At 71.2% G+C, this 19,556-nt stretch carries 15 protein-coding genes, 1 tRNA gene and 1 riboswitch; of the genes, 5 read left to right on the top strand and 11 right to left on the bottom strand.

Annotated features, from left to right (window positions below; genetic code table 11):
* Positions 1 to 534: 534 nt before the first annotated feature.
* Positions 535 to 629: riboswitch (TPP riboswitch) on the top strand.
* The 5 genes from ABZ904_RS40060 to ABZ904_RS40040 all read left to right on the top strand — a co-directional run bounded on the left by ABZ904_RS40060 (position 621) and on the right by ABZ904_RS40040 (position 6,612).
* Complete coding sequence (locus tag ABZ904_RS40060) at positions 621 to 2,015, top strand: cytosine permease (protein WP_359397353.1); 1,395 nt, start codon at positions 621 to 623, stop codon at positions 2,013 to 2,015. (Overlaps the previous riboswitch by 9 nt.)
* Positions 2,012 to 2,806 (top strand): bifunctional hydroxymethylpyrimidine kinase/phosphomethylpyrimidine kinase, encoded by a 795-nt coding sequence (gene thiD / locus ABZ904_RS40055; protein WP_359397355.1) that lies wholly within the window; start codon positions 2,012 to 2,014, stop codon positions 2,804 to 2,806. The genes ABZ904_RS40060 and thiD overlap by 4 nt, the downstream gene beginning before the upstream one ends.
* A gap of 117 nt (positions 2,807 to 2,923) precedes the next feature.
* Positions 2,924 to 4,180 (top strand): arsenic transporter, encoded by a 1,257-nt coding sequence (locus tag ABZ904_RS40050; RefSeq protein ID WP_361829040.1) that lies wholly within the window; start codon positions 2,924 to 2,926, stop codon positions 4,178 to 4,180.
* A gap of 180 nt (positions 4,181 to 4,360) precedes the next feature.
* Positions 4,361 to 5,800, top strand: coding sequence for an NADP-dependent phosphogluconate dehydrogenase (gndA, locus tag ABZ904_RS40045; RefSeq protein ID WP_361829034.1), 1,440 nt, complete (start codon positions 4,361 to 4,363; stop codon positions 5,798 to 5,800).
* 137 nt (positions 5,801 to 5,937) lie between these two features.
* The gene (locus tag ABZ904_RS40040) at positions 5,938 to 6,612 is read left to right on the top strand and encodes a hypothetical protein (protein WP_359397359.1); all 675 of its coding nucleotides are present in this window, start codon (positions 5,938 to 5,940) and stop codon (positions 6,610 to 6,612) included.
* Between the two features lie 183 nt (positions 6,613 to 6,795).
* Here the strand turns inward: ABZ904_RS40040 and ABZ904_RS40035 are convergent, their stop codons facing one another.
* The 11 genes from ABZ904_RS40035 to tdh all read right to left on the bottom strand — a co-directional run bounded on the left by ABZ904_RS40035 (position 6,796) and on the right by tdh (position 19,226).
* Positions 6,796 to 8,607, bottom strand: a complete 1,812-nt coding sequence (locus ABZ904_RS40035; RefSeq protein WP_359397361.1) for an ABC transporter ATP-binding protein — start codon at positions 8,605 to 8,607, stop codon at positions 6,796 to 6,798.
* Between the two features lie 299 nt (positions 8,608 to 8,906).
* Positions 8,907 to 9,299, bottom strand: coding sequence for a hypothetical protein (locus ABZ904_RS40030; protein ID WP_359397363.1), 393 nt, complete (start codon positions 9,297 to 9,299; stop codon positions 8,907 to 8,909).
* Positions 9,299 to 11,626, bottom strand: coding sequence for a DUF4132 domain-containing protein (locus ABZ904_RS40025; protein ID WP_361829031.1), 2,328 nt, complete (start codon positions 11,624 to 11,626; stop codon positions 9,299 to 9,301). The genes ABZ904_RS40030 and ABZ904_RS40025 overlap by 1 nt, the downstream gene beginning before the upstream one ends.
* The gene (locus ABZ904_RS40020; RefSeq protein WP_361829029.1) at positions 11,626 to 14,142 is read right to left on the bottom strand and encodes a DUF4132 domain-containing protein; all 2,517 of its coding nucleotides are present in this window, start codon (positions 14,140 to 14,142) and stop codon (positions 11,626 to 11,628) included. The genes ABZ904_RS40025 and ABZ904_RS40020 overlap by 1 nt, the downstream gene beginning before the upstream one ends.
* 122 nt (positions 14,143 to 14,264) lie before the next feature.
* A tRNA-Pro gene (locus ABZ904_RS40015) sits at positions 14,265 to 14,341 on the bottom strand.
* A 104-nt stretch (positions 14,342 to 14,445) separates the two neighbouring features.
* On the bottom strand, positions 14,446 to 14,805 hold the full coding sequence (locus ABZ904_RS40010) for an MmcQ/YjbR family DNA-binding protein (RefSeq protein ID WP_359397369.1): 360 nt from the start codon (positions 14,803 to 14,805) through the stop codon (positions 14,446 to 14,448).
* A 40-nt stretch (positions 14,806 to 14,845) separates the two neighbouring features.
* The gene (locus ABZ904_RS40005) at positions 14,846 to 15,376 is read right to left on the bottom strand and encodes a GNAT family N-acetyltransferase (RefSeq protein ID WP_360998987.1); all 531 of its coding nucleotides are present in this window, start codon (positions 15,374 to 15,376) and stop codon (positions 14,846 to 14,848) included.
* Positions 15,373 to 15,945 carry an XRE family transcriptional regulator gene (locus ABZ904_RS40000; RefSeq protein WP_360998985.1) on the bottom strand — a complete coding sequence of 191 codons (573 nt, stop codon included), beginning with the start codon at positions 15,943 to 15,945 and terminating at the stop codon, positions 15,373 to 15,375. The genes ABZ904_RS40005 and ABZ904_RS40000 overlap by 4 nt, the downstream gene beginning before the upstream one ends.
* 80 nt (positions 15,946 to 16,025) lie before the next feature.
* Positions 16,026 to 16,931, bottom strand: a complete 906-nt coding sequence (locus ABZ904_RS39995; RefSeq protein WP_361829026.1) for a LysR family transcriptional regulator — start codon at positions 16,929 to 16,931, stop codon at positions 16,026 to 16,028.
* 31 nt (positions 16,932 to 16,962) lie between these two features.
* Positions 16,963 to 18,162, bottom strand: coding sequence for a glycine C-acetyltransferase (locus ABZ904_RS39990; protein ID WP_361829024.1), 1,200 nt, complete (start codon positions 18,160 to 18,162; stop codon positions 16,963 to 16,965).
* Positions 18,163 to 18,197: 35 nt separating this feature from the next.
* A complete protein-coding gene (tdh, locus tag ABZ904_RS39985; RefSeq protein WP_361829022.1) occupies positions 18,198 to 19,226 on the bottom strand; it encodes an L-threonine 3-dehydrogenase in 1,029 nt (342 codons plus the stop codon).
* Positions 19,227 to 19,556 lie beyond the last annotated feature (330 nt).

Raw genomic sequence — 19,556 nt, 5'->3', positions numbered from 1 at the left:
CTGCCCCAACCAGGACTGCCGTTGGCAGGGCGACCGCGACCACGGTGCCTGGCGCCGTATCGCAGCCCGCGGCCTGGCCCACCAGGCCACGACCGTTACCGACCGCACCAGCGGCCACATGGCGATCCGGACGGTCCTCGACAACCTGGAAGCGAACGCCGTCCTCACACCGACTCCCAAGACCAGCCGGAAGGACCGGACCAAGACCGGCCCCACCCGGCGTCGTTCCCCACGCCCCGCGCCCAGGCGACGCAGGGCACCCTCCCCGGCACGGCCTCACGGTCGTGCCGGCCAGCGTCCGGAGGGACACGCTCACACGGACCGAACCCGGCTGCCCCGCGCAGCCCACCGACACCAGGGCGTGAACACGATCAGCACACCCACCACCGGCCACCAGCCACAAGGGGCAGCACTCGGCGCGGGATTCCACCTCCACGCCCACGCCTCCCCACCACGGTGGGAAACGATCCCGGAAACTCAATCCAACCCAGGATCGCTTAGCCGATCAGAGACGCTCGGGTTACTCTTGCCGCCGTACCGGACACGGGGTGCCCCATCTGCGGGCTGAGATCACACCCGTTGAACCTGAACCAGTTCGTACTGGCGGAGGGATGTCTTTCATGCCATTGGCGCATGTTTCCGGCGGGCTGCCCGCCGACGGCCGACGGGCCGTCTTCGACGGGCGGATGCCCACCGCTCCCGGCGACCTCAGGGTCGAGGGCCACGGCATCGAGCCTGTCCCCGAGAGCAACCGCTACGGCGGCGCGGGGCGGCTGTTCACCGTGTGGTTCGCCCCCAATCTCACGATGACCGGTGTGTTCACCGGGACCATCGGCATCACCCTCGGGCTCGACTTCACCACCGCGCTCGCCGCCGTCGTCCTCGGCACCGTGCTCGGCGCGGTGCCCACCGCCTACCTCGGCACCTGGGGCAGCCGCACCGGCGCCGCCCAGCTCCCCCTGGCCCGGCTGGCCTTCGGGCGTGCGGTCGTCCTGCCCGGGGTGCTGCAGTGGCTGTCGTCGGTCGCCTGGGACGCGCTGATCGGACTGTTCGGCGGAGACGCGCTGGCACGGCTGTGCGGCTGGCCGTTCTGGCTCGGCGTCCTGGTCATGATGCTGGGGCAGGGAGCGCTCGGGGTCCTTGGCTACGAGGCGATCCACCGGCTCCAGATCGTCATGACCTTTGTGCTCGCGGCCGCCTTCGCCCTGATCGCCGTGCGCATGCCGGCCGGCGTCCACCTCGCCACGAGCGGCAGCGCGCACGGTGCCGACCGGGCGGGCGCCTTCGTGCTGACCAGCACCATCGCGCTCAGCCTGACCCTGTCCTGGGCCCCCTACGCCAGCGACTTCAGCCGCTATCTGCCGAGCACCACCTCCCGGTCCCGGATGTTCTGGTGCACGCTGCTCGGCCTCGTGGTGTCCTTCCTGGCCGTGCAGGTCCTCGGCCTGTGGGGCGCCTCGGCGCTGACCGACCAGACGGCCGCCGGGGTGGACAAGCTGCTGGGCGGGGGCGCACCGGGGGCCTTCGGGCTGCTGGCCGTGGGGCTGGCCGCACTGTGCAGCAACGCCATGAACGACTACAGCGGTTCCCTGGCGCTGCAGACCGTGGGTGTGCGCGTGCCGCGTCCCGTGGCGGCCGCGCTCGCCGCGGCGCTCGGCTTCCCGCTGGTGCTGTGGATGCACGCGGCCGACACCACCGCACGGTTCCAGAACGTGCTGCTGTTCGTGGGCTACTGGATCCCGGGATTCGTGGCGATCGTGGTCGTCGACTGGCTGGTACGGCGCGGTTCGGTCACCGATCTCGTCGCCGAGTCGGCCCGGCCGCGGTCCATGTGGCCGTCGCTGCTGGCCTTCGCCGGTGCGTTCGCCGCGGCGGTGCCGTTCATGGACACCGGCCTGTACGTGGGCCCCGTCGCCGACGAGTTGCACGGCGCAGACATCTCGTACTACGTGGCGTTCCTGGTGGCTCTCGCCGTGTACGCCCCGCTGCGCGTCCGTGAGGAGGGGCGCGCATGACGCCGCCGCGTGTTCTGACGATCGCCGGGTCCGACTCGGGGGGCGGCGCCGGCATCCAGGCCGACCTGAAGACCATGCTGGCGCTCGGCGCCCATGGGATGAGCGTGGTCACGGCGGTCACGGCGCAGAATTCCGTCGGTGTGCAGGGCGCCTGGGAGCTTCCCGTGGAGGCGGTGCGGGCCCAGTACCGCAGCGTCGTCGACGACATCGGCGTCCAGGCGGTCAAGACCGGCATGCTCGCCTCGCCCGCGCTGGTCACCACGGTGGCCGAACTGCTCGCGGACCAGGCGGCCCCGGTCGTGGTGGACCCGGTGAGCGTCTCCAAGCACGGCGACCGGCTGCTCGCCGACGACGCGCTGGACGCCGTACGGACCCGGCTGCTGCCGTGTGCGACGGTGACCACGCCGAACCTGGACGAGGTGGCCGAGCTGACCGGCGTCACGGTGAAGGACGAGCCGGGCATGCGCGAGGCAGCCCGGCGCCTGCTGTCGTACGGGACCCGGTGGGTGCTCGTGAAGGGCGGGCACCTGGCCGGTGAGGCGGTGGATCTGCTGACCGACGGCCACGAGGAGCACTGGCTGCGCGCCCCGCGCCATGACAACCGCCACACCCACGGCACGGGCTGCACGCTCGCCTCGGCGGTCGCGGTGGGACTCGCCCAGGGCCTCGCGGTGCCGGAGGCGGTGCGGCAGGCCAAGGCCTACGTCACGGAGGCGATCGCCCAGGGCTTCGCGCTGGGCTCCGGCATCGGGCCGGTGGACCACGGATGGATGCTGCGCGGGAACACCTGAAGGGGCGGGCCTGACCGCGCTCCCGCGTCCCGTCCGGCACGCACCGATTCGAGGTATTACGGAGCGGCCTGATGTGATGGAAGGGCTGCGCCGAGCCCCTTCCGGAAGGATCGATCCCTGAACACCGCGCTCGCCGAGGTCCTCTCCGTCGTCCTCCTCGCCGCCGTACTGGCCGGCGCGGTGGTGCGTCCCTTCGGGCTGCCGGAGGCGGTCGTCGCGGTTCCCGCGGCCGGGATCGCGATCGCGACCGGTGCCATCACCCCCGCCCACGCCCAGGCGGAGGCGGAGCGCCTCGGTCCGGTGGTCGGTTTCCTCGCGGCCGTCCTGGTGCTCGCGCACTTCTGCGACCTGGAGGGGCTCTTCCGGGCGTGCGGCGCGTGGATGGCGCGCTGGGCCGCGGGACGTCCCGGGCGGCTGCTGACCGCGGTGTTCGCCCTCGCCTCGGTGATCACCGCCGTGCTCAGCCTGGACGCCACGGTCGTACTGCTGACGCCCGTGGTGTTCGCGACGGCGGCCCGGATGGGGGCCCGACCCAGACCCCACCTCTACGCCTGTACGCATCTGTCGAACACGGCCTCACTGCTGCTGCCGGTCTCCAATCTCACCAATCTGCTCGCCTTCGGCGCGGCCGGGCTGAGCTTCACGCGCTTCGCCGCCCTGATGGCCCTGCCGTGGCTGGTGGCCGTCACCGCCGAATACGTCGTCTTCCGGCGCTTCTTCCGCCGCGACCTGGACGCGGGAGCCACGGCCCAGGACCAGGCGGAGCCGCCGCGGCTGCCGCTGTTCGCGCTGGTGACGGTGGCCTGCACGCTCGCCGGGTTCGTGATCGCTTCCGCCTTCGGCGTCGACCCCGTGTGGTCGGCGCTGGCCGGGGCGCTGGTCCTGGCCGGGCGTGCGCTCGTCAGGCGCCGCGCCACCCCGCTCACGGTGGTGCGCGCGGCGGCGCCGTCCTTCTTGGCGTTCGTTCTGGCGCTGGGCGTCGTGGTGCGGGCGGTGGTCGACAACGGGCTCGCGGACGCCCTCGGGCGGGTCCTCCCGGACGGGACCGGTCTGCCGGCGCTGCTGGGCGTGGCGGCCCTGGCGGCCCTGCTGGCCAACTTGATCAACAACCTGCCCGCGGTCCTGGTCCTGCTGCCGCTGGCCGTCCCGTCGGGCCCCGGCGCGGTGCTCGCCGTGCTGCTCGGCGTGAACATCGGGCCCAATCTCACCTATGCCGGCTCCCTGGCCACCCTGCTGTGGCGCCGCATCGTCCACCAGCACGAGCACACGGTCGACCTCAAGGAGTTCACCCGGCTCGGGGCGATCGCCGTACCCATCGCTCTGCTGGGCGCTGTGGCGGCGCTGTGGGTCTCCCTCCACGTCATCGGCGCCTGAGCCGCTCATGGCGCCTGGCGGACCGGGCCCCGCGAACGGCACGGAACGCGGCCGCGCGCTGAGCAACTCCCGCCCCGCCGTCCGTACCTGAGCGGGACAGCGGTACGAGACGCACCGAGCGGCATCCGCTTCGCCCGGCGGACACCCGGGCGCAGTGGATCAGGACCCAAGGAGCACAGCATGCAGGCGACCGCGCAGATCGGCGTCACCGGGCTCGCGGTGATGGGCCGCAACCTGGCCCGGAACTTCGCGCGGCACGGGTACACCGTCGCCGTGCACAACCGCACCCCGGCCAGAACCACGGCACTGGTCGAGGAGTTCGGGCACGAGGGCACGTTCGTGGCCGCCGGGACGGCCGAGGAGTTCGTGGCGGCGCTGGAGCGGCCCCGGCGTCTGATGATCATGGTGCAGGCGGGCGCCGCGACGGACGCCGTGATCGAGGAGTTCGCCCCGCTCCTGGAGCCAGGCGACATGATCATCGACGGCGGCAACGCGCACTTCGCCGACACCCGCCGCCGTGAGCGGTCGCTGCGCGAGCGCGGTATCCACTTCGTCGGCGCGGGCGTCTCCGGCGGCGAGGAGGGCGCGCTGCACGGTCCCAGCATCATGCCCGGCGGTTCGGCCGAGTCGTACGCCTCGCTCGGCCCGATGTTCGAGAAGATCAGCGCGAAGGTCGACGGCGAGCCCTGCACCACGCACATCGGCACCGACGGCGCCGGGCACTTCGTGAAGATGGTCCACAACGGCATCGAGTACGCCGACATGCAGCTGATCGGTGAGGCGTACGACCTGCTGCGCCAGGTGGCCGGGTTCTCCCCCGCGGCGATCGCCGGGATCTTCCGCGAGTGGAACAAGGGGCGCCTCGACTCGTATCTGATCGAGATCACGGCCGAGGTGCTGTCGCATGTGGACGCCGCGACCGGTGAGCCGTTCGTGGACGTCGTGGCCGACGCCGCGGGGCAGAAGGGCACCGGGCGCTGGACCGTGCAGACCGCACTGGAGCTCGGCTCCCCGGTGACCGCCATCGCCCAGGCCACGTTCGCCCGTGCCGCCTCGGGCCAGTCCGCGCTGCGCGCCGCCTACCGCGGCCTTCCCGGCGTTTCCGGCACGGACCTGACCCCGTACGAGGCGGAGCGGTTCACCGTGCAGGTGGAGCAGGCCCTGTACGCGTCGAAGGTGATCGCCTACGACCAGGGCTGGAAGATGATTCTGGACGCCGCCGACGAGTTCGTCTGGACGATCGATCTCGGGGCGGTCGCGAAGATCTGGCGTGGTGGGTGCATCATCCGGGCGGCCTTCCTCGACCGGATCCGGGCCGCCTACGCCACGGATCCGGGCCTGGTCAGCCTGCTGTCCGACGCGGGCTTCGCGGGGGAGATCACGGACGCCCAGGTGCCGTGGCGCGAGGTGATCGCCATCGCGGCCCGCCGGGGCGTGCCGGTGCCCGCGTTCTCCGCCGCGCTGTCGTACTACGACTCCCTGCGCGCCGATCGTCTGCCGGCCGCGCTCACCCAGGGTCAGCGCGACTACTTCGGCGCGCACACCTATCGCCGCGTCGACCGGGAGGGCAGCTTCCACACGCTCTGGGGCACGGCCGACCGCGTCGAGACCGAGGCCTGAGCGCTCGCGCCGGGCTCCTGTGGTGGGAGCCCGGCGTGGCGGCGCTGCCGCCGGTACGGCGGTCGGTGGGTGCGCGGACCCGCTCGATGGGGGAGGTGGCGTTCGTCCGGCGTTGGTGGCGAGAAACACTTACCCCCATGACTGACTCGCCACAGCTCCCCGCATGGCGGCGGCCGACCGACGGTGAGCACCGCGGGCAGGTCGCCGCGGTCATCGTGCTCATCATCGCCGCGCAGCTCGCGGAGCCCAGCCGGTTCACGCTCCGCCCTCACTGGCTGCTGCCCGCCGTGGAGGGCGCCTTCCTCGCGGTCCTGCTGTTCAGCAACCCGGGCAGGATCAACCGGGAGTCCGTCGCGCTCCGTGCCGCGTCCCTGTTCCTCGCGGCGGTCGCCAGCCTGGCCAACGCCTGGTCGCTGGCCCTGCTCGTCGTCTCTCTGCTCGGGGGACACGAACGGAGCGCCGCGGGCCCGCTGCTCCTCGTCGCGGCCGGCATCTGGGGCACCAACGTCGTGGTCTTCGCCCTGTGGTACTGGGAGTTCGACCGCGGCGGACCCGTGGCGCGGGCCCACGCCCACCATGTCCATCCCGACTTCCTCTTCCCCCAGATGCAGGCGCAGGAGCTGGTCAGCGGGGACTGGGAACCGGCCTTCTTCGACTACCTGTACGTCTCCTACACCAACGCGACCGCCTTCAGTCCCACCGACACGATGCCTCTGTCGCGGTGGGCCAAGCTGCTGATGCTCATGCAGTCGGCCGTCTCCATCATGACGGTGGTACTGGTCGTGGCACGCGCGGTGAACATCATGGGCTGACCCCGGGCACGGCGAAGGCCGCTGCCGCCGGCCACGTTCACAGGCTCGGCCGGCGGGCGGCGACTGCTCGGGCGAGGTGGGTGAGGGGTCCGGGTCCCTCTTTCGGGGCGGGCGTCTTCCGGGTGGTGATGTCGTCGATACCCGCGCACGGGTGGCGCGGGACCACGCCACCCGTGCGCGGGTTCAGTGCAGTTCGGCGCGTGCCGGGCTGTCGTCGAGGAAGCCGCCCGACTGGTGCTGCCACAGCTTCGCGTAGGCACCCTCCGACGCGAGCAGCTCCTGGTGCGTGCCCTGCTCGACGATCCGCCCGCGGTCGAGGACGACGAGCTGGTCCATGGTGGCGACCGTGCTCAGCCGGTGCGCCACCACGAGCGCCGTCCGCCCCTGCATGAGCCGCCACAGCGCCTCCTGGACCAGGATCTCGCTCTCGGAGTCCAGGGCGCTGGTCGCCTCGTCGAGCAGCAGGATCGGCGCGTCACGGAGGATGGCTCTGGCAAGAGCGACCCGCTGCCGCTGTCCGCCGGACAACTTGAGACCGCGCTCGCCCACCATGGTGTCGAAGCCGTGCGGCAACGCGTCGGCGAACTCCGCGACGTGCGCCGCCTCGGCCGCACGGCGGATCTCGGCGTCGGTGGCCTCCGGCCGGGCGAACGCGATGTTGTCCCGCAGCGTGCGGTGGAACATCGCCGGATCCTGCGGCACATAGGCGATCAGGCTGCGCAGGTCGGCCTGACGCAGCCTGCTGATGTCCTGACCCCCGATCAGGATCCGGCCGGCGTCGATGTCCGTCATCCGCAGCAGCAGCCGCGTGAGGGTGGTCTTGCCCCCGCCGGACCGGCCGACGAGACCGATCTTCGTCCCGCTCGGCACAGCCAGCTCAAGCCCGTCGAAGAGCGGCTTCCCGGCCGTGTGGGCGAAGGTGACCTGCTCGAAGCGGACGTCGGCGTCCCCGGGCAGCAGCGGCTCCGGCGACGCCGGGTCCAGCACGGTCGGCGGCTTCAGCAGCAGTTCGGTGAACTGCGCCGCCTCCGTCATCGAGCTCTCCAGACGCCGGTAGATCTGGTTGAACTCGAACATGATGCGCGTCGCGTTGCTGTAGTACGTGAAGGCCACCACGACCGCCTCCACACCGTGCCCGCCGCCGAGCGCGACCGCGAGCAGCAGGCCCAGCGCGTTGGTCAGCACGGACATCGGCGCGACCAGGGTGTCGATGCGCAGGTTGCCGTAGTCCCACGACCTCAGCGTGAGCCGACGTGAAGCCGCGACGCGGGACCGGTGCTCGGCCGCCTCGCGGTCCTCGGCGGCGAACGCCCGGACCGTGTCCATGTTCATCAGGACGTCGGCCACGTGTCCCGACACCCGGGCGATCGCCTCCTCGCGCTGGTCGACGAGCTTCTGGCGGCGGCGGATGAGAGGCACCACGCACAGTGCCGTCAGTGCGATCATCGCCAAGAGCCCCACGACGAGCAGCGGTTCGTAGCGCCACAGCACCACCGACCCGAACAGCAGCGGCACGAAGCTGCCCGCCACCTGGAAGGTCAGCGTGTCGACGAACTCCTCGAAGCGGGAGGCGAAGCTGAGGACCCGCTTGGTCAGCGATCCCGCGAAGTTGTCGTGGAAGAACGCGGCGTCCTTGGCGAACAGCTCGTCCAGGCCGATCACATACAGGTGCTCGATGCCGCGCGCGTCGAGGCGGTTCAGGCAGTGCAGACCGATACGCCACAGGACCTCCGCGAGCAGCAGGGCGCAGGCGAAGCCGAGGACGTAGGGCAGCGTCGAGCCGATGGTGGTACCCGCGCCGTCGGCGATGCGGCCGACGAGCTTCGCGACGACCAGCGGCGCGATGTAGTTGATACCGATGTTGCCCAGCGCCGGCAGCAGCATCGCGGGCACCGTGAGGCGCCGTAAGCGGGCTAACTCCCGTGCGTAGTAACGGAGTGCGAGGAGCACCGAGCCCCTGCGCGGCGGAACCTCGCGCGATTCAGGCGTACCCATCTCAGCCCTGTGGTGTCGTGTGGCAGTCGCCACGTGCTTCTGCGGGAAGATGCCGTTGCGTCCATGGCGTGTGGAGCTTCGGTTCGAGGGAGCGCCCGCGTTCGGGCCGTCCTCCGACAGGCGGGGCACGCCGACGGCGTCCCGCGCAGCTCACGGTGACGCCGACGTGCCAGTACGGGCAGGTCAGAGGTCGAATTGTCCCGCGACGGCCCCCATGGAGTCCAAGCGTTTTTCTCAGCCACGACACGTCGCACACAGGTGCGACCCTGGCCGCACGGGTGGTCCCGCCGCGCCGTCTCTCAGCCTCCGACGAGGGCGACGAGCTTGATGAAGACCAGGCCGGGATCGACGGTGAGATCCACGACGTCGTCGAGGTCCTCGACCTGGCGGTCCCCGGCCAGCACGAAGAAGCCGTTGGACAGGAAGGCGCGCTCGGCGATCTCTGCCTGGTGCTCCCAGTCGATGCGGCGAGGCTCGCGGAGCCGGTAGCCGTTCAGCTCCGTCTCGGCGTCGTCGGGACGGACGAGACCGTGGAAGCGGTCACTCGGGCGGGCGTTGTACCGGGCGACCTCCTCGCGGACCCGGAGCCTGATCAGCTCCCGTACGGTCATCCGTTCCGGGAGCCCGGCGACCTCGAACTCGGCGACCGGCTTGCCCGTTGCGGTCTCGTCCCGGAATGTCACGCTGGCCATCAGGCACCTCGCTTGATCTGGCGGAGGATGGTCTCGTCGGTGATCTTCGTGTCGGCTGCGAGCAGGAACGCCTTGCTCAGAATCAGCGAGAGCCGCTCGTCCTCGAACGGCAGGAACACCTTCCCGTCACCGGACGAACGGCGCGACGGGACGATACACAGGTAGGCGTCGTCCGGCTCCATCAAGATGTTGGACGAGCCCAGATGGATCCGGTAGCTGCCCAGGTCACCCCGGACCACCAGATACCGGCCGTCCAGCGAGCACCGGTCCGCGATCCTCAGACGCGGCAGAATCCGCTCCAAGGCGTCACGCCGCGCCTCCGCACTCGCCGTCAACTCACCGAACGTCGCCGTCCGCCAATACGCGGCATAACGATCCTCACCCCGATCGCTCCAGTCCGGATCCGCCGCGATCGAAGTCACCCCGACAAAGAGATCCACATCCCGCATCGCCTCACTGAACACCAACGGCGGTACCTCGACGAGCGGGACCTCCCGCCATGCACCCTCCACCCGGCGAGCGAAGCGCACCTGATCGGTGGCGGCCAGCTCGTGGTCGCCCGCCCAGTCCGCCAGGGCGTGGAAGAAGCGTGCCTGCCACTCCCCCGCCGCCAGGGTCCGCACGGCCTGGTCCTCGTCTCCGCCGTCCCAGGGGCCGAGCAGGCTGCTCGCCCACCCCCGGGCCCGGAACAGCGCGAACATCCGGCGATAGTGGACGACATGGGCCGCGAACCGATTGGAGTAGACGCCGGTCTCCTCCTCGGCCGGCGTAAGGAGGTAGATCTCGCGGAACGCCTGCTTGAACGGCTGCCGGATCCGCCGTTCGGTGAGCAGGTCCCGCCAGGCCCTTACGGTGCCGGCGTCGGAGCGGATGGGATGCCAGAGCCGTACGGAGGCGTCGTCGGGTGCGTCGGGAAGTTCCTCGGCCGTGGGCAGCACGGCCTTCCACGCGCCGGGCGTGACCTCGATCTCCCAGATCAGCCGCCGCACGACGGCCCGGCCGAGCGGATGGCCGGCCAGCTCGGCGCGCCACCATCCGTACGGGTGCACGGCGTCGACGGTGAAGCCGCCCTCCAACGCCCGGGCGAGGGTGCCGAGCTGCATGTCCACCCGTTTCACCAGCGCGCGCAGCTCCTTGACCAGGTCGCCGTGGTCGCGGCGCACGGGCGCGGGCACGCTGCGCAAGGGGCGGCCGTCCTTCTCCCAGGTGAGGCCTGCCGACTCGGTGACCGTGACGACGGCCGCGTAGTCACCCGCCTCCCTGCGCAGGGCGCCGTCGTCGTCGAATCCGAGCCTCGGTAGACGCAGTGCCACATCGGTCCGCTCGGCCAGGGCCGCCTCGACCTTCTTGAGCATCTTGTCGAGTTGCTTGGGCACTCCCGCGTGGCGGACGGTCGTCCGCACCGTTCGGATCGTGGTCACGAGCTCGGGAGTCGGGAAGTCCTGCCCGGCGCGGACCATCTCGTACAGCAGCGCCTGTGACGGCAGGGTCTTGGCGGTCGTCGGGGCGACGGCGATGCCGGGCAGCAGCCGGTCGATCAACTCCGGCAACCACGGCTCGTCACGCGACAGCGCCACCCGCGCCGCGTGCCCGAGCGCGACGATCTCGCGGGCCGTGAACGCCCGGTCCGCCTGGTACGGGATCGTGCCTGCCTGGATGGCGTCGGCCCGGTCGGCCGCCGTTTCCAGGGCGCGACGGGCGAACTCGGCATAGCCAGGGCTGTCCGCCAGTCTCCGCCACGCGTCCGGGAGGAGGGGTGGAGAGCCGAACGAGTAGTCCCGGGCGGTCTCGGACAGCAGCGCCCGTTCGATAGGGGCCAGGCTGTTGATGACGTCGATTTCTTCCACAGCGATGGGTCCTTCGTTCCGGCCGAGGCGCTCCACGGCCGCGCGCAGCGTCCTGCTGCCCCCCAGCCCCGCCACGACGAGAAGTGCGTAGGGCTGGCGCACGTCGTCCTGCTCAAGGAGGAACTCGGCCAGCGTGTGCGAGTGTTCGGAGAGATCGGGCCACGGGCCCGTGCAGCGCACCAGCGCGCCCACTCCCAGCGTGAGGTCCGCCCAGTTGCGAGCCTCCGTGCCCGCGACGAGCGCCTCGAACATCCGGCGGCATGCGTCGGGTGTGTAGCGCGGCTGCCGTCCCCTGCCGGCGTCCTCGACCGCGAAGCGGACCGACGTCATCTCGGGCGTTGCCGAACGTCCCACACCGTATGCCGCCGGGAGAAGCCCGCCGAGTTCCTCGTCGGAGATCTGCGACAGATCCGGGCGCCAGGTCTCGAGCCGGAAGGCGGGGTCGGTCAGCGCGCGCAGCAGCCGGGCGGCGAGGTCCATCAGGCACCTCGCTTGATCTGGCGGAGGATGGTCTCGTCGGTGATCTTCGTGTCGGCTGCGAGCAGGAACGCCTTGCTCAGAATCAGCGAGAGCCGCTCGTCCTCGAACGGCAGGAACACCTTCCCGTCACCGGACGAACGGCGCGACGGGACGATACACAGGTAGGCGTCGTCCGGCTCCATCAAGATGTTGGACGAGCCCAGATGGATCCGGTAGCTGCCCAGGTCACCCTGGACCACCAGATACCGGCCGTCCAGCGAGCACCGGTCCGCGATCCTCAGACGCGGCAGAATCCGCTCCAGGGCGTCACGCCGCGCCTCCGCACTCGCCGTCAACTCACCGAACGTCGCCGTCCGCCAATACGCGGCATAACGATCCTCACCCCGATCGCTCCAGTCCGGATCCGCCGCGATCGAAGTCACCCCGACAAAGAGATCCACATCCCGCATCGCCTCACTGAACACCAACGGCGGTACCTCGACGAGCGGTATCTCCTGCCAGCGCCGGCCGTCCCGCCGCTCGAAGCGGACCTGGTCCGTCGCGGCGTGGTCGGGCGCATAGTCGCCGTAGTCCTCCGTTGCGGGCTCGTGGTAGAAGCACGCGCGCCACTCGCCGTCGCTGAACTCGGCCCGTGCCTTTCCCTCGTAACCTCCGTCGTACCGGCCGAGGAAGTTGGCCTGCCATCCGCGTTCCTTGAACAGCGCGTAGAGCCGCCGGTAGTGGACGACATGGGCCGCGAACCGGTTGGAGTAGACGCCGGTCTCCTCCTCCGCCGGTGTGAGCAGGTAGATCTCCCTGAAGGCCTGTTTGAACGGCTGCCGCAGCCGCTCGGCGACGATCCGCGCCCGCCACTCCCTGATCTCGTCCGCCGACGCCCGGATCGGATGCCACAGCCGGACGCGCTCGGGCTCGCCGGGCGGTTCGCTCATCGGCGCCACCGCGTGCCACAGACCGTCCGCGCCCTGGAACTCCCAGATCAGGCCACGGACGAGGACGCCGGTGAGCGGATGGTCGCGGTAGTACCGGCGCCATTCGTCGTACGGCCAGCTGCGCCCGGCCGACATCAGCGCCTCGATACGGGCCCGCTCGCCCGACAAGGTGCCGCGCACCTCCTTGGCCAGCGCTTTGAGCTCCTTGAGCTCGTCCGCGAAGCCGTCCTTCACCGCCGCCGGGGCAGTACGGGACGTCCGTCCGTCGGGGCCGGTGAAGGTGAGCCGCACCGTCGCCGCGTCCTCGATCGCCACCCGCGCCCGGTATCCGCCCAGGTCGCGTTCGAGCGAGGCGTCCGGTGCCAGGCCGTGGGCGGGCACGCTGCGCTCGATGAGCTGCCCCGCCGTGATGCCCTGTTTCCCTGCGGCCGTCACCAGCGCGGTGTCCAGCTGCTTGCGCAGTCCCCGGTGTCTGACCTGGGACTGCAGACGCCACAGGGCCTCCAGGGCGGCTGGATCACCGATCTCGGCCAGCGCGTTGATCGCCGCACCCGCGAGCTTGAGGTCCTCCATCACGCCGGTCCCGGGGCCGCCGGTGCGCAGGGCGAGCGCGGCGAGGTGCGGCACGGCGGCCGGGCCCTCGGCCAGCGCGGCCGCCCAGACGGCTCCGCGTGCCAGGTCACCGTCGTTCTGGTGAACGACGTAGTGGTGGTGGTACGCGTCGCCCTGGATCCAGCTGATGCCCGAACCGTGTCTTCTGCTGCAGTGCGGATCGCCCTCGGCCAGTTCCCGCAGGACGGAGGCCATGAGCTCGCGCACGGTCGCCGCGTCGGCGAGCTCGATGCAGGTCCGCCGCCACCGCTGGGCCGGACGCGGCCCCGACAGACTCGTCAGGTGCCGGACGAAGTGGGCCAGTTCCGGCGTCGGCGATGTGTTCGCACGCTCGCGCAGGGCGGCGGCCCAGGGGGCGTACGCGGGGATCAGCCCCTCGGGGATGTGCGCCTCGTCCACACCGGCGAGCAGGGCGCGGAGGCGCTTGGCGAGCGATGCGCGCCTGCGTGCCTCGACCTCCGTGTCCATCAGCTCCGCGTGGACGTATCGCAGCTGCGGCGCGACCGCGCGGAGGCCGTCGGCACCGAGCCGCTCGGCGGCGCCCAGCACCACCGCCAGTGAATCGGCGAACCAGTAGCCCATGTCGTACTCGGTGACGCGCAGCAGCATCACCGCGACCTCGTCGGGCGTCCAGCCGTGCACGCGCGCGATCAGGGGCTTCACCTCGGCGTCGTACTGCCACAAGCCGGTGTCGTCGAAGCAGGCGGCCAGCAGGAGGCTCAGGACCGCGGCCCTGCCCTCCTCGTCCGCGCAATCCGTCAGCCGCCCGCCGATCTCGGCCCGGGTCGCCGCGCGCATCGCCTCGTACCGCTCGTACTCCTCAGGCCCCCGCCACATGGTGGCGCCCGACCGGGTCTCCGTCCGCTGACGTTCGAGGAGGTCGACGAGCCAGCGGGCGCGGTCGAGCGCGGCGGTCCTCACGTCGTCGAGCGCGTCGTTCCTACGGGATGCTGCCACCAAGGCGTCGTAGAGCATGGCGGGATGATGGCAGTGGGGACTGACAATGCGATCAATCCGAAGGCCCCAGGGCCGGCTCGCGGACACGAGAAAGGCCGCTTTCCCATTCCTGAGAAAACGGCCTCCGACCTGCGTGAAGCTGGTCGGGACGACAGGATTTGAACCTGCGACCCCTTGACCCCCAGTCAAGTGCGCTACCAAGCTGCGCCACGTCCCGTTGCCCGCCTGACCTGGGGTTTCCCCCGGCCGAACGTGCACAGAAACAATACCGCACTCGGGACGGTGGTCGCGCACCCGTTAACGTGCCGTTCGCCCGTCTCGTCAGTCGCCGGTCACGAGTCCCAGCTCAGGGTGGTGGTCCAGGAGGCGGGTCGGAGCCGCCTGGCGCCAGGAGTCGGCGAGGATGTCGTGCAGTTCGCCCTCGTCCTCCAGAGCGGTGAGGCGGACCCGGATCCAGGCGAACTGCGCCTCGTGGGCGGCGACCCAGAACTTGCCCGGTTCGGCGAGGACCAGCTCGTCCCGCTCCTCCTTGGGGCAGCGCACCGCCATGGACGTCTCGTCCTCGGGCAGCGTGGCGAACATCTTGCCCGCCACCCGGAACGTGGGCATGCTCCAGGCGGTCTTCTCCGTGGTGTCCGGCAGGGACAGGGCGATACGGCGTACGTCTTCGGCGTCCGGCATGTCCGCACCGTAGCCAATGCCACTGACAGCCGCCGCCCGCTCAGCGAGTGAGAACTCCCACGCGCTTGTAGTAGATGGTCGTGGGGTGCAGATCGCCGGCCGGTGTCGCCGCGTAGTCCGGTATCGCGCCGACCCGCGTCCAGCCCGCGGAGCGGTACAGCGTCTCGGCCGGGCTGCCCGTCTCCGTGTCCAGGTGGAGCAGGGTGATGCCGGCCTCGGCGGCCGCCCGTTCGGCCGTGGCCAGCAGGTCTCGCCCAAGACCCCGGCCGCGCGCGGCCCGGTGCACCATGAGTTTGACCAGCTCGGCCCGGTGACGGCTGTTCGCCTTGTCCGGGAAGGCGAGGCTCACCGTGCCCGTCACCCCCTCCCCGGCCCGCGCCACCCACACCGCGCAGGCGCCCGCGTCGACCGCGGCGGCCCGCGCCCTCCACCAGGCGAGAGCCTCCGCCCGGTCGAGCGGCGCGAGGAATCCGATCGAGGCTCCGCCGTTCACGGTGTCGGTCAGCAACTCCGCCAGCGCCTCTGCCCGGGCGAGCACGTCGGTCGCGCCCAGTCTGACGATCGCGGTCACGGCAGCACCACCACCAGCGCGTACCGCGCGGCCTCGGGCCCGGGGCACCGGAAACGCGTCGGTCCCCAGACGCGAAGCCGCAGGCAGTCACCGGTGGCGAGCCTGTGCCGCACATCCTGCGCGGTCACCTCCAGTGCGCCCTCGAGGATCCAGATGTGCTGTTCGAGTCCGGGCACGGGCGGGCGGTCGTAGGCGATGTCAGCGCCCGGCGCGAGCCGTCCCTCGACCAGTTCGCCGCGCAGTCCGGAGTGCGGAGGGGACACGGACCGGCGTACGAAGCCGGAGTCCGCGTCCTCCCACACGGTCTGGTCGGCGGTACGCACCACCTGCGCGGGCTCCGCCTCGATCTCGCTGAGGAGCTGGGACATCGTGCGGCCGTAGACGCCGCACAGCCGGTTCAGTATCGAGGCTGTGGGGCTGATCTCGGCCCTTTCCGCCCGGGAGAGGGTGGAGCGGCTCACCCCGCTGCGGTCGGCCAGGTCGTCCAGGGACCAGCCGCGTTCGGCCCGCAGTTCGGCGAGGCGCGCGGCGAGCCGGGCGTCGACGGCATCCGCCATCTCACTTCTCATATCCGAGACGCTATCCCATATCGGGGACACCCGTGTCCCCGATGTGAGAGAGATTTCCCGGAAACGAAAAAGGGCGGCCGTCAGTCGCCGGTCGCGGCCTCCGCGAGCGCGTCCAGCACCGGCCGGATCAAAGGGTGCTCCTCCGCGCCCCGGCGCACGGCGGCGAAGACCCGGCGGGTGGGCGCGACCCCGTCGACCGGGCGGACGACCACGCCGGTCAGGTCCATGCCCCGCAGGGCGGAGCGGGGCACCAGGGCGACGCCCGCGGCGGCGGAGGCAAGGGCGACCACCGCGCGGAAGTCGTCCGAGGAGTGTTCGAGGCGGGGCTGGAATCCGGCGTGCTCACAGGCGAGGACGACCACCTCGTGGCAGGGGTTGCCGGGGTAGGGGCCGATCCAGGAGTCCTTGGCCAGCTCGGCAAGCGGGACCTCGCTCGCGTCGGCGAGACGGTGGCCGACCGGCACCACGGCATCGAAGGGCTCGGCGTACAGCGGGATGTGCGTGAGCCTCGGGTCGTCCGCGTCCGGGGCGCCCCGGTACTCGACGGCGACCGCGACATCGACCTGCCGGTCCAGGACCATCGGCAGGCTCGCATCGCCCTCGGCGTCCTGGACACGCACCCGGATGCCTGGCGCCGTGCGGGCGAGGCGGGCCAGCGCGGGGGCGACGACCAGGCCGATGCCGGTGGCGAAGGAGACGAGTGTGACCGTCCCCGCCGAACCGGCACCGTAGGCCGCCAGCTCGGCCTCGGCGCGCTCGAGCTGGGCGAGGACGGCGTTCGTGTGGCTGAGCAGGATCTCACCCGCCGGGGTGAGCCGGACGCCCCTGGCGCCGCGCTCGACCAGCCGGTGACCGGTCTCCTGCTCCAGCGCGGCGAGCTGCTGGGACACCGCGGACGGGGTGAGGTAGAGCGCGGCGGCGGCGGCCGTCACCGTGCGGTGGTCGGCCACCGCACGGAGGATGTGCAGCCGCCGCGCTTCGATCATGCGGACGATTATCGCAAGAACCTCGGGGCCTTCAGCCCTCCAGCTCCGCACGCGCGGCCACGAACGCGTCGACCGCGCGGTTGACGTCGTCCGTAGAGTGCGCGGCGGACAGCTGCACCCGGATACGCGCCTTGCCCTGCGGCACCACCGGGTAGGAGAAGCCGATGACGTACACGCCGCGCTCGAGGAGCAGCTCGGCCATACGCCCGGCCTTCGCCGCGTCGCCGATCATGACCGGGGCGATGGCGTGGTCGCCGGGCAGGATGTCGAAGCCCTCCTCGGTCATACGGCGCCGGAAGAGCGCGGTGTTCTCGGCCAGCTTCTCGCGCAGGTCGCCCGCCGACTCCAGCAGGTCGAGCACCTTGAGCGAGGCCGCCGCGATCACCGGGGCGAGCGTGTTCGAGAAGAGGTACGGCCGGGAGCGCTGGCGCAGCAGGGCGACGATCTCCGCCCGGGCGGCGACGTAACCGCCGGAGGCGCCGCCGAGCGCCTTGCCCAGGGTGCCCGTGATGATGTCGACGCGGTCCATGACGCCGTGCAGCTCGGGGGTGCCGCGGCCGCCGGGGCCGACGAAGCCGACGGCGTGCGAGTCGTCGACCATCACCATGGCGTCGTAGCGGTCGGCGAGGTCGCAGATCTCGCGCAGCGGGGCCACGTAACCGTCCATCGAGAAGACGCCGTCGGTGACGATCAGCTTGCGGCGCGCACCGCCTTGGGACGCCTCCTTCAGCTGCCGCTCGAGGTCCGCCATGTCGCGGTTGGCGTAGCGGAAGCGACGGGCCTTGGACAGGCGGATGCCGTCGATGATCGAGGCGTGGTTGAGGGCGTCGGAGATGACCGCGTCCTCGGCCTCGAGGAGGGTCTCGAAGACGCCGCCGTTGGCGTCGAAGCAGGAGGAGTACAGGATCGTGTCCTCCTGGCCGAGGAACGCCGACAGCCGCGCCTCCAGCTCCTTGTGGACCTCCTGCGTGCCGCAGATGAAGCGCACGGACGCCATGCCGTAGCCCCAGCGGTCCAGCGCCTCGTGGGCGGCGGCGATCACTTCGGGGTGGTCGGCGAGGCCGAGGTAGTTGTTGGCGCAGAAGTTGAGCACCTCGCCGGGGCGGCCGCCCGCGGTGACCTGCACGGTCGCGGACTGCGGGGTGCCGATCACACGCTCGGGCTTGTGCAGCCCGGCGGCACGGATCTCCTCGAGGGTGGCGCGCAGGTCGTCGCGCACGGAGTCGAACATCAGAAAGCTCCTAAAGTGCTTACGCCGGAAGAGAGTTACGCAGCCCAGTCCAGGATGACCTTGCCGCCCTTGCCGCTCGCCGCGTCGGCGAACGCAGCCTCGTGGTCGCGGTAGTCGTACCGGCCGGTGATCACCGGGGCGAGGTCGAGTCCGCCCTCCAGCAGCACCGACATCGCGTACCAGGTCTCGAACATCTCACGGCCGTAGATCCCCTTGATGGTGATCATGGAGGTGACGATCCGGGCCCAGTCCACGGGGAACTCCTCGGACGGCAGTCCGAGCATGGCGATCCGTCCGCCGTGCGTCATGTTGGCGATCATCTCGCGCAGCGCCTCCCGGCGGCCCGACATCTCCAGGCCGATGTCGAAGCCCTCGCGCAGGCCCAGTTCGCGCTGCCCGTCGGCGATGGTGGCGTCCGAGACGTTCAGGGCGAGGCTCGCGCCGATCTTGCGCGCCAGCTCCAGACGCTCCTCACTGACGTCGGTGATGACGACGTTACGGGCGCCGGCGTGGCGGGCCACGACGGCGGCCATCAGTCCGATCGGGCCCGCGCCGGTGATCAGGACGTCCTCACCGACCAGCGGGAAGGAGAGCGCCGTGTGGACGGCGTTGCCGAACGGGTCGAAGATCGCGGCGACATCCAGGTCGACGGGGATCCGGTGCACCCACACGTTGGAGGCGGGCAGCACGACGTACTCGGCGAACGCGCCGTCGCGCCCGACGCCCAGTCCGACCGTCGCCCGGCACAGATGGCGGCGCCCGGCCAGACAGTTGCGGCACTTCCCGCACACCAGGTGGCCTTCGCCGCTGACCCGGTCGCCGACCTTGATGTCGGTGACGTCGCGGCCGGTGTCGACCACCTCGCCGACGAACTCGTGCCCGACCACCAGGGGCGTGCGGATGGCCTGCTGCGCCCAGCCGTCCCAGGACCGGATGTGCAGGTCGGTGCCGCAGATCCCGGTCCTGAGGACCTTGATCAGTACATCGCCGTGGCCGACCTGCGGCTCGGGGACGTCCATGAGCCAGAGCCCCGGTTCCGCCTTGTCCTTGACCAGCGCCTTCACGCAACGGCTCCTGTGGGTGAGTTCCCGGAGGCGGGCATGCCGAAGGAGCCCGTACCGGGGAGAGGAGTGAGATCGGCTAGAAATCTGCCCTACCGCGGCGCCCGGGTCCATCGAGGATTTCTAAACCTGGGCCGCAGCTTTCCTTCACGCCCGTGCCCTGCGGCCCGGGTGAGCACGGCGCCGACACCTCGGCACCTGGGCCTCGCAGTGGTCGGCGACCGGCCGGGGCACCGGGGACGGCCTGCGGCAGGCTATTCCGCCAGGTGGGTGGCACGTGGCGACACGGTGGCAGGGGGCACCGTAACGCGGGCCGGTCCTGGTAAGCCCGTC

It is taken from the genome of Streptomyces sp. NPDC046900, from assembly GCF_040644975.1.
Classification (GTDB): Bacteria; Actinomycetota; Actinomycetes; order Streptomycetales; family Streptomycetaceae; genus Streptomyces.
This window is presented reverse-complemented; position numbering and strand designations above follow the sequence as displayed.

What these genes read in the sequence shown, in the direction of transcription:
- ABZ904_RS40060 (WP_359397353.1), top strand. Translation starts at nt 621, where the DNA reads ATGCCATTGGCGCATGTTTCCGGCGGGCTGCCCGCCGACGGCCGACGG.
- thiD (WP_359397355.1), top strand. Translation starts at nt 2,012, where the DNA reads ATGACGCCGCCGCGTGTTCTGACGATCGCCGGGTCCGACTCGGGGGGC.
- gndA (WP_361829034.1), top strand. Translation starts at nt 4,361, where the DNA reads ATGCAGGCGACCGCGCAGATCGGCGTCACCGGGCTCGCGGTGATGGGC.
- ABZ904_RS40040 (WP_359397359.1), top strand. Translation starts at nt 5,938, where the DNA reads ATGACTGACTCGCCACAGCTCCCCGCATGGCGGCGGCCGACCGACGGT.
- ABZ904_RS40035 (WP_359397361.1), bottom strand. Translation starts at nt 8,607, where the DNA reads ATGGGTACGCCTGAATCGCGCGAGGTTCCGCCGCGCAGGGGCTCGGTG.
- ABZ904_RS40030 (WP_359397363.1), bottom strand. Translation starts at nt 9,299, where the DNA reads ATGGCCAGCGTGACATTCCGGGACGAGACCGCAACGGGCAAGCCGGTC.
- ABZ904_RS40025 (WP_361829031.1), bottom strand. Translation starts at nt 11,626, where the DNA reads ATGGACCTCGCCGCCCGGCTGCTGCGCGCGCTGACCGACCCCGCCTTC.
- ABZ904_RS40020 (WP_361829029.1), bottom strand. Translation starts at nt 14,142, where the DNA reads ATGCTCTACGACGCCTTGGTGGCAGCATCCCGTAGGAACGACGCGCTC.
- ABZ904_RS40010 (WP_359397369.1), bottom strand. Translation starts at nt 14,805, where the DNA reads ATGCCGGACGCCGAAGACGTACGCCGTATCGCCCTGTCCCTGCCGGAC.
- ABZ904_RS40000 (WP_360998985.1), bottom strand. Translation starts at nt 15,945, where the DNA reads ATGAGAAGTGAGATGGCGGATGCCGTCGACGCCCGGCTCGCCGCGCGC.
- ABZ904_RS39995 (WP_361829026.1), bottom strand. Translation starts at nt 16,931, where the DNA reads ATGATCGAAGCGCGGCGGCTGCACATCCTCCGTGCGGTGGCCGACCAC.
- ABZ904_RS39990 (WP_361829024.1), bottom strand. Translation starts at nt 18,162, where the DNA reads ATGTTCGACTCCGTGCGCGACGACCTGCGCGCCACCCTCGAGGAGATC.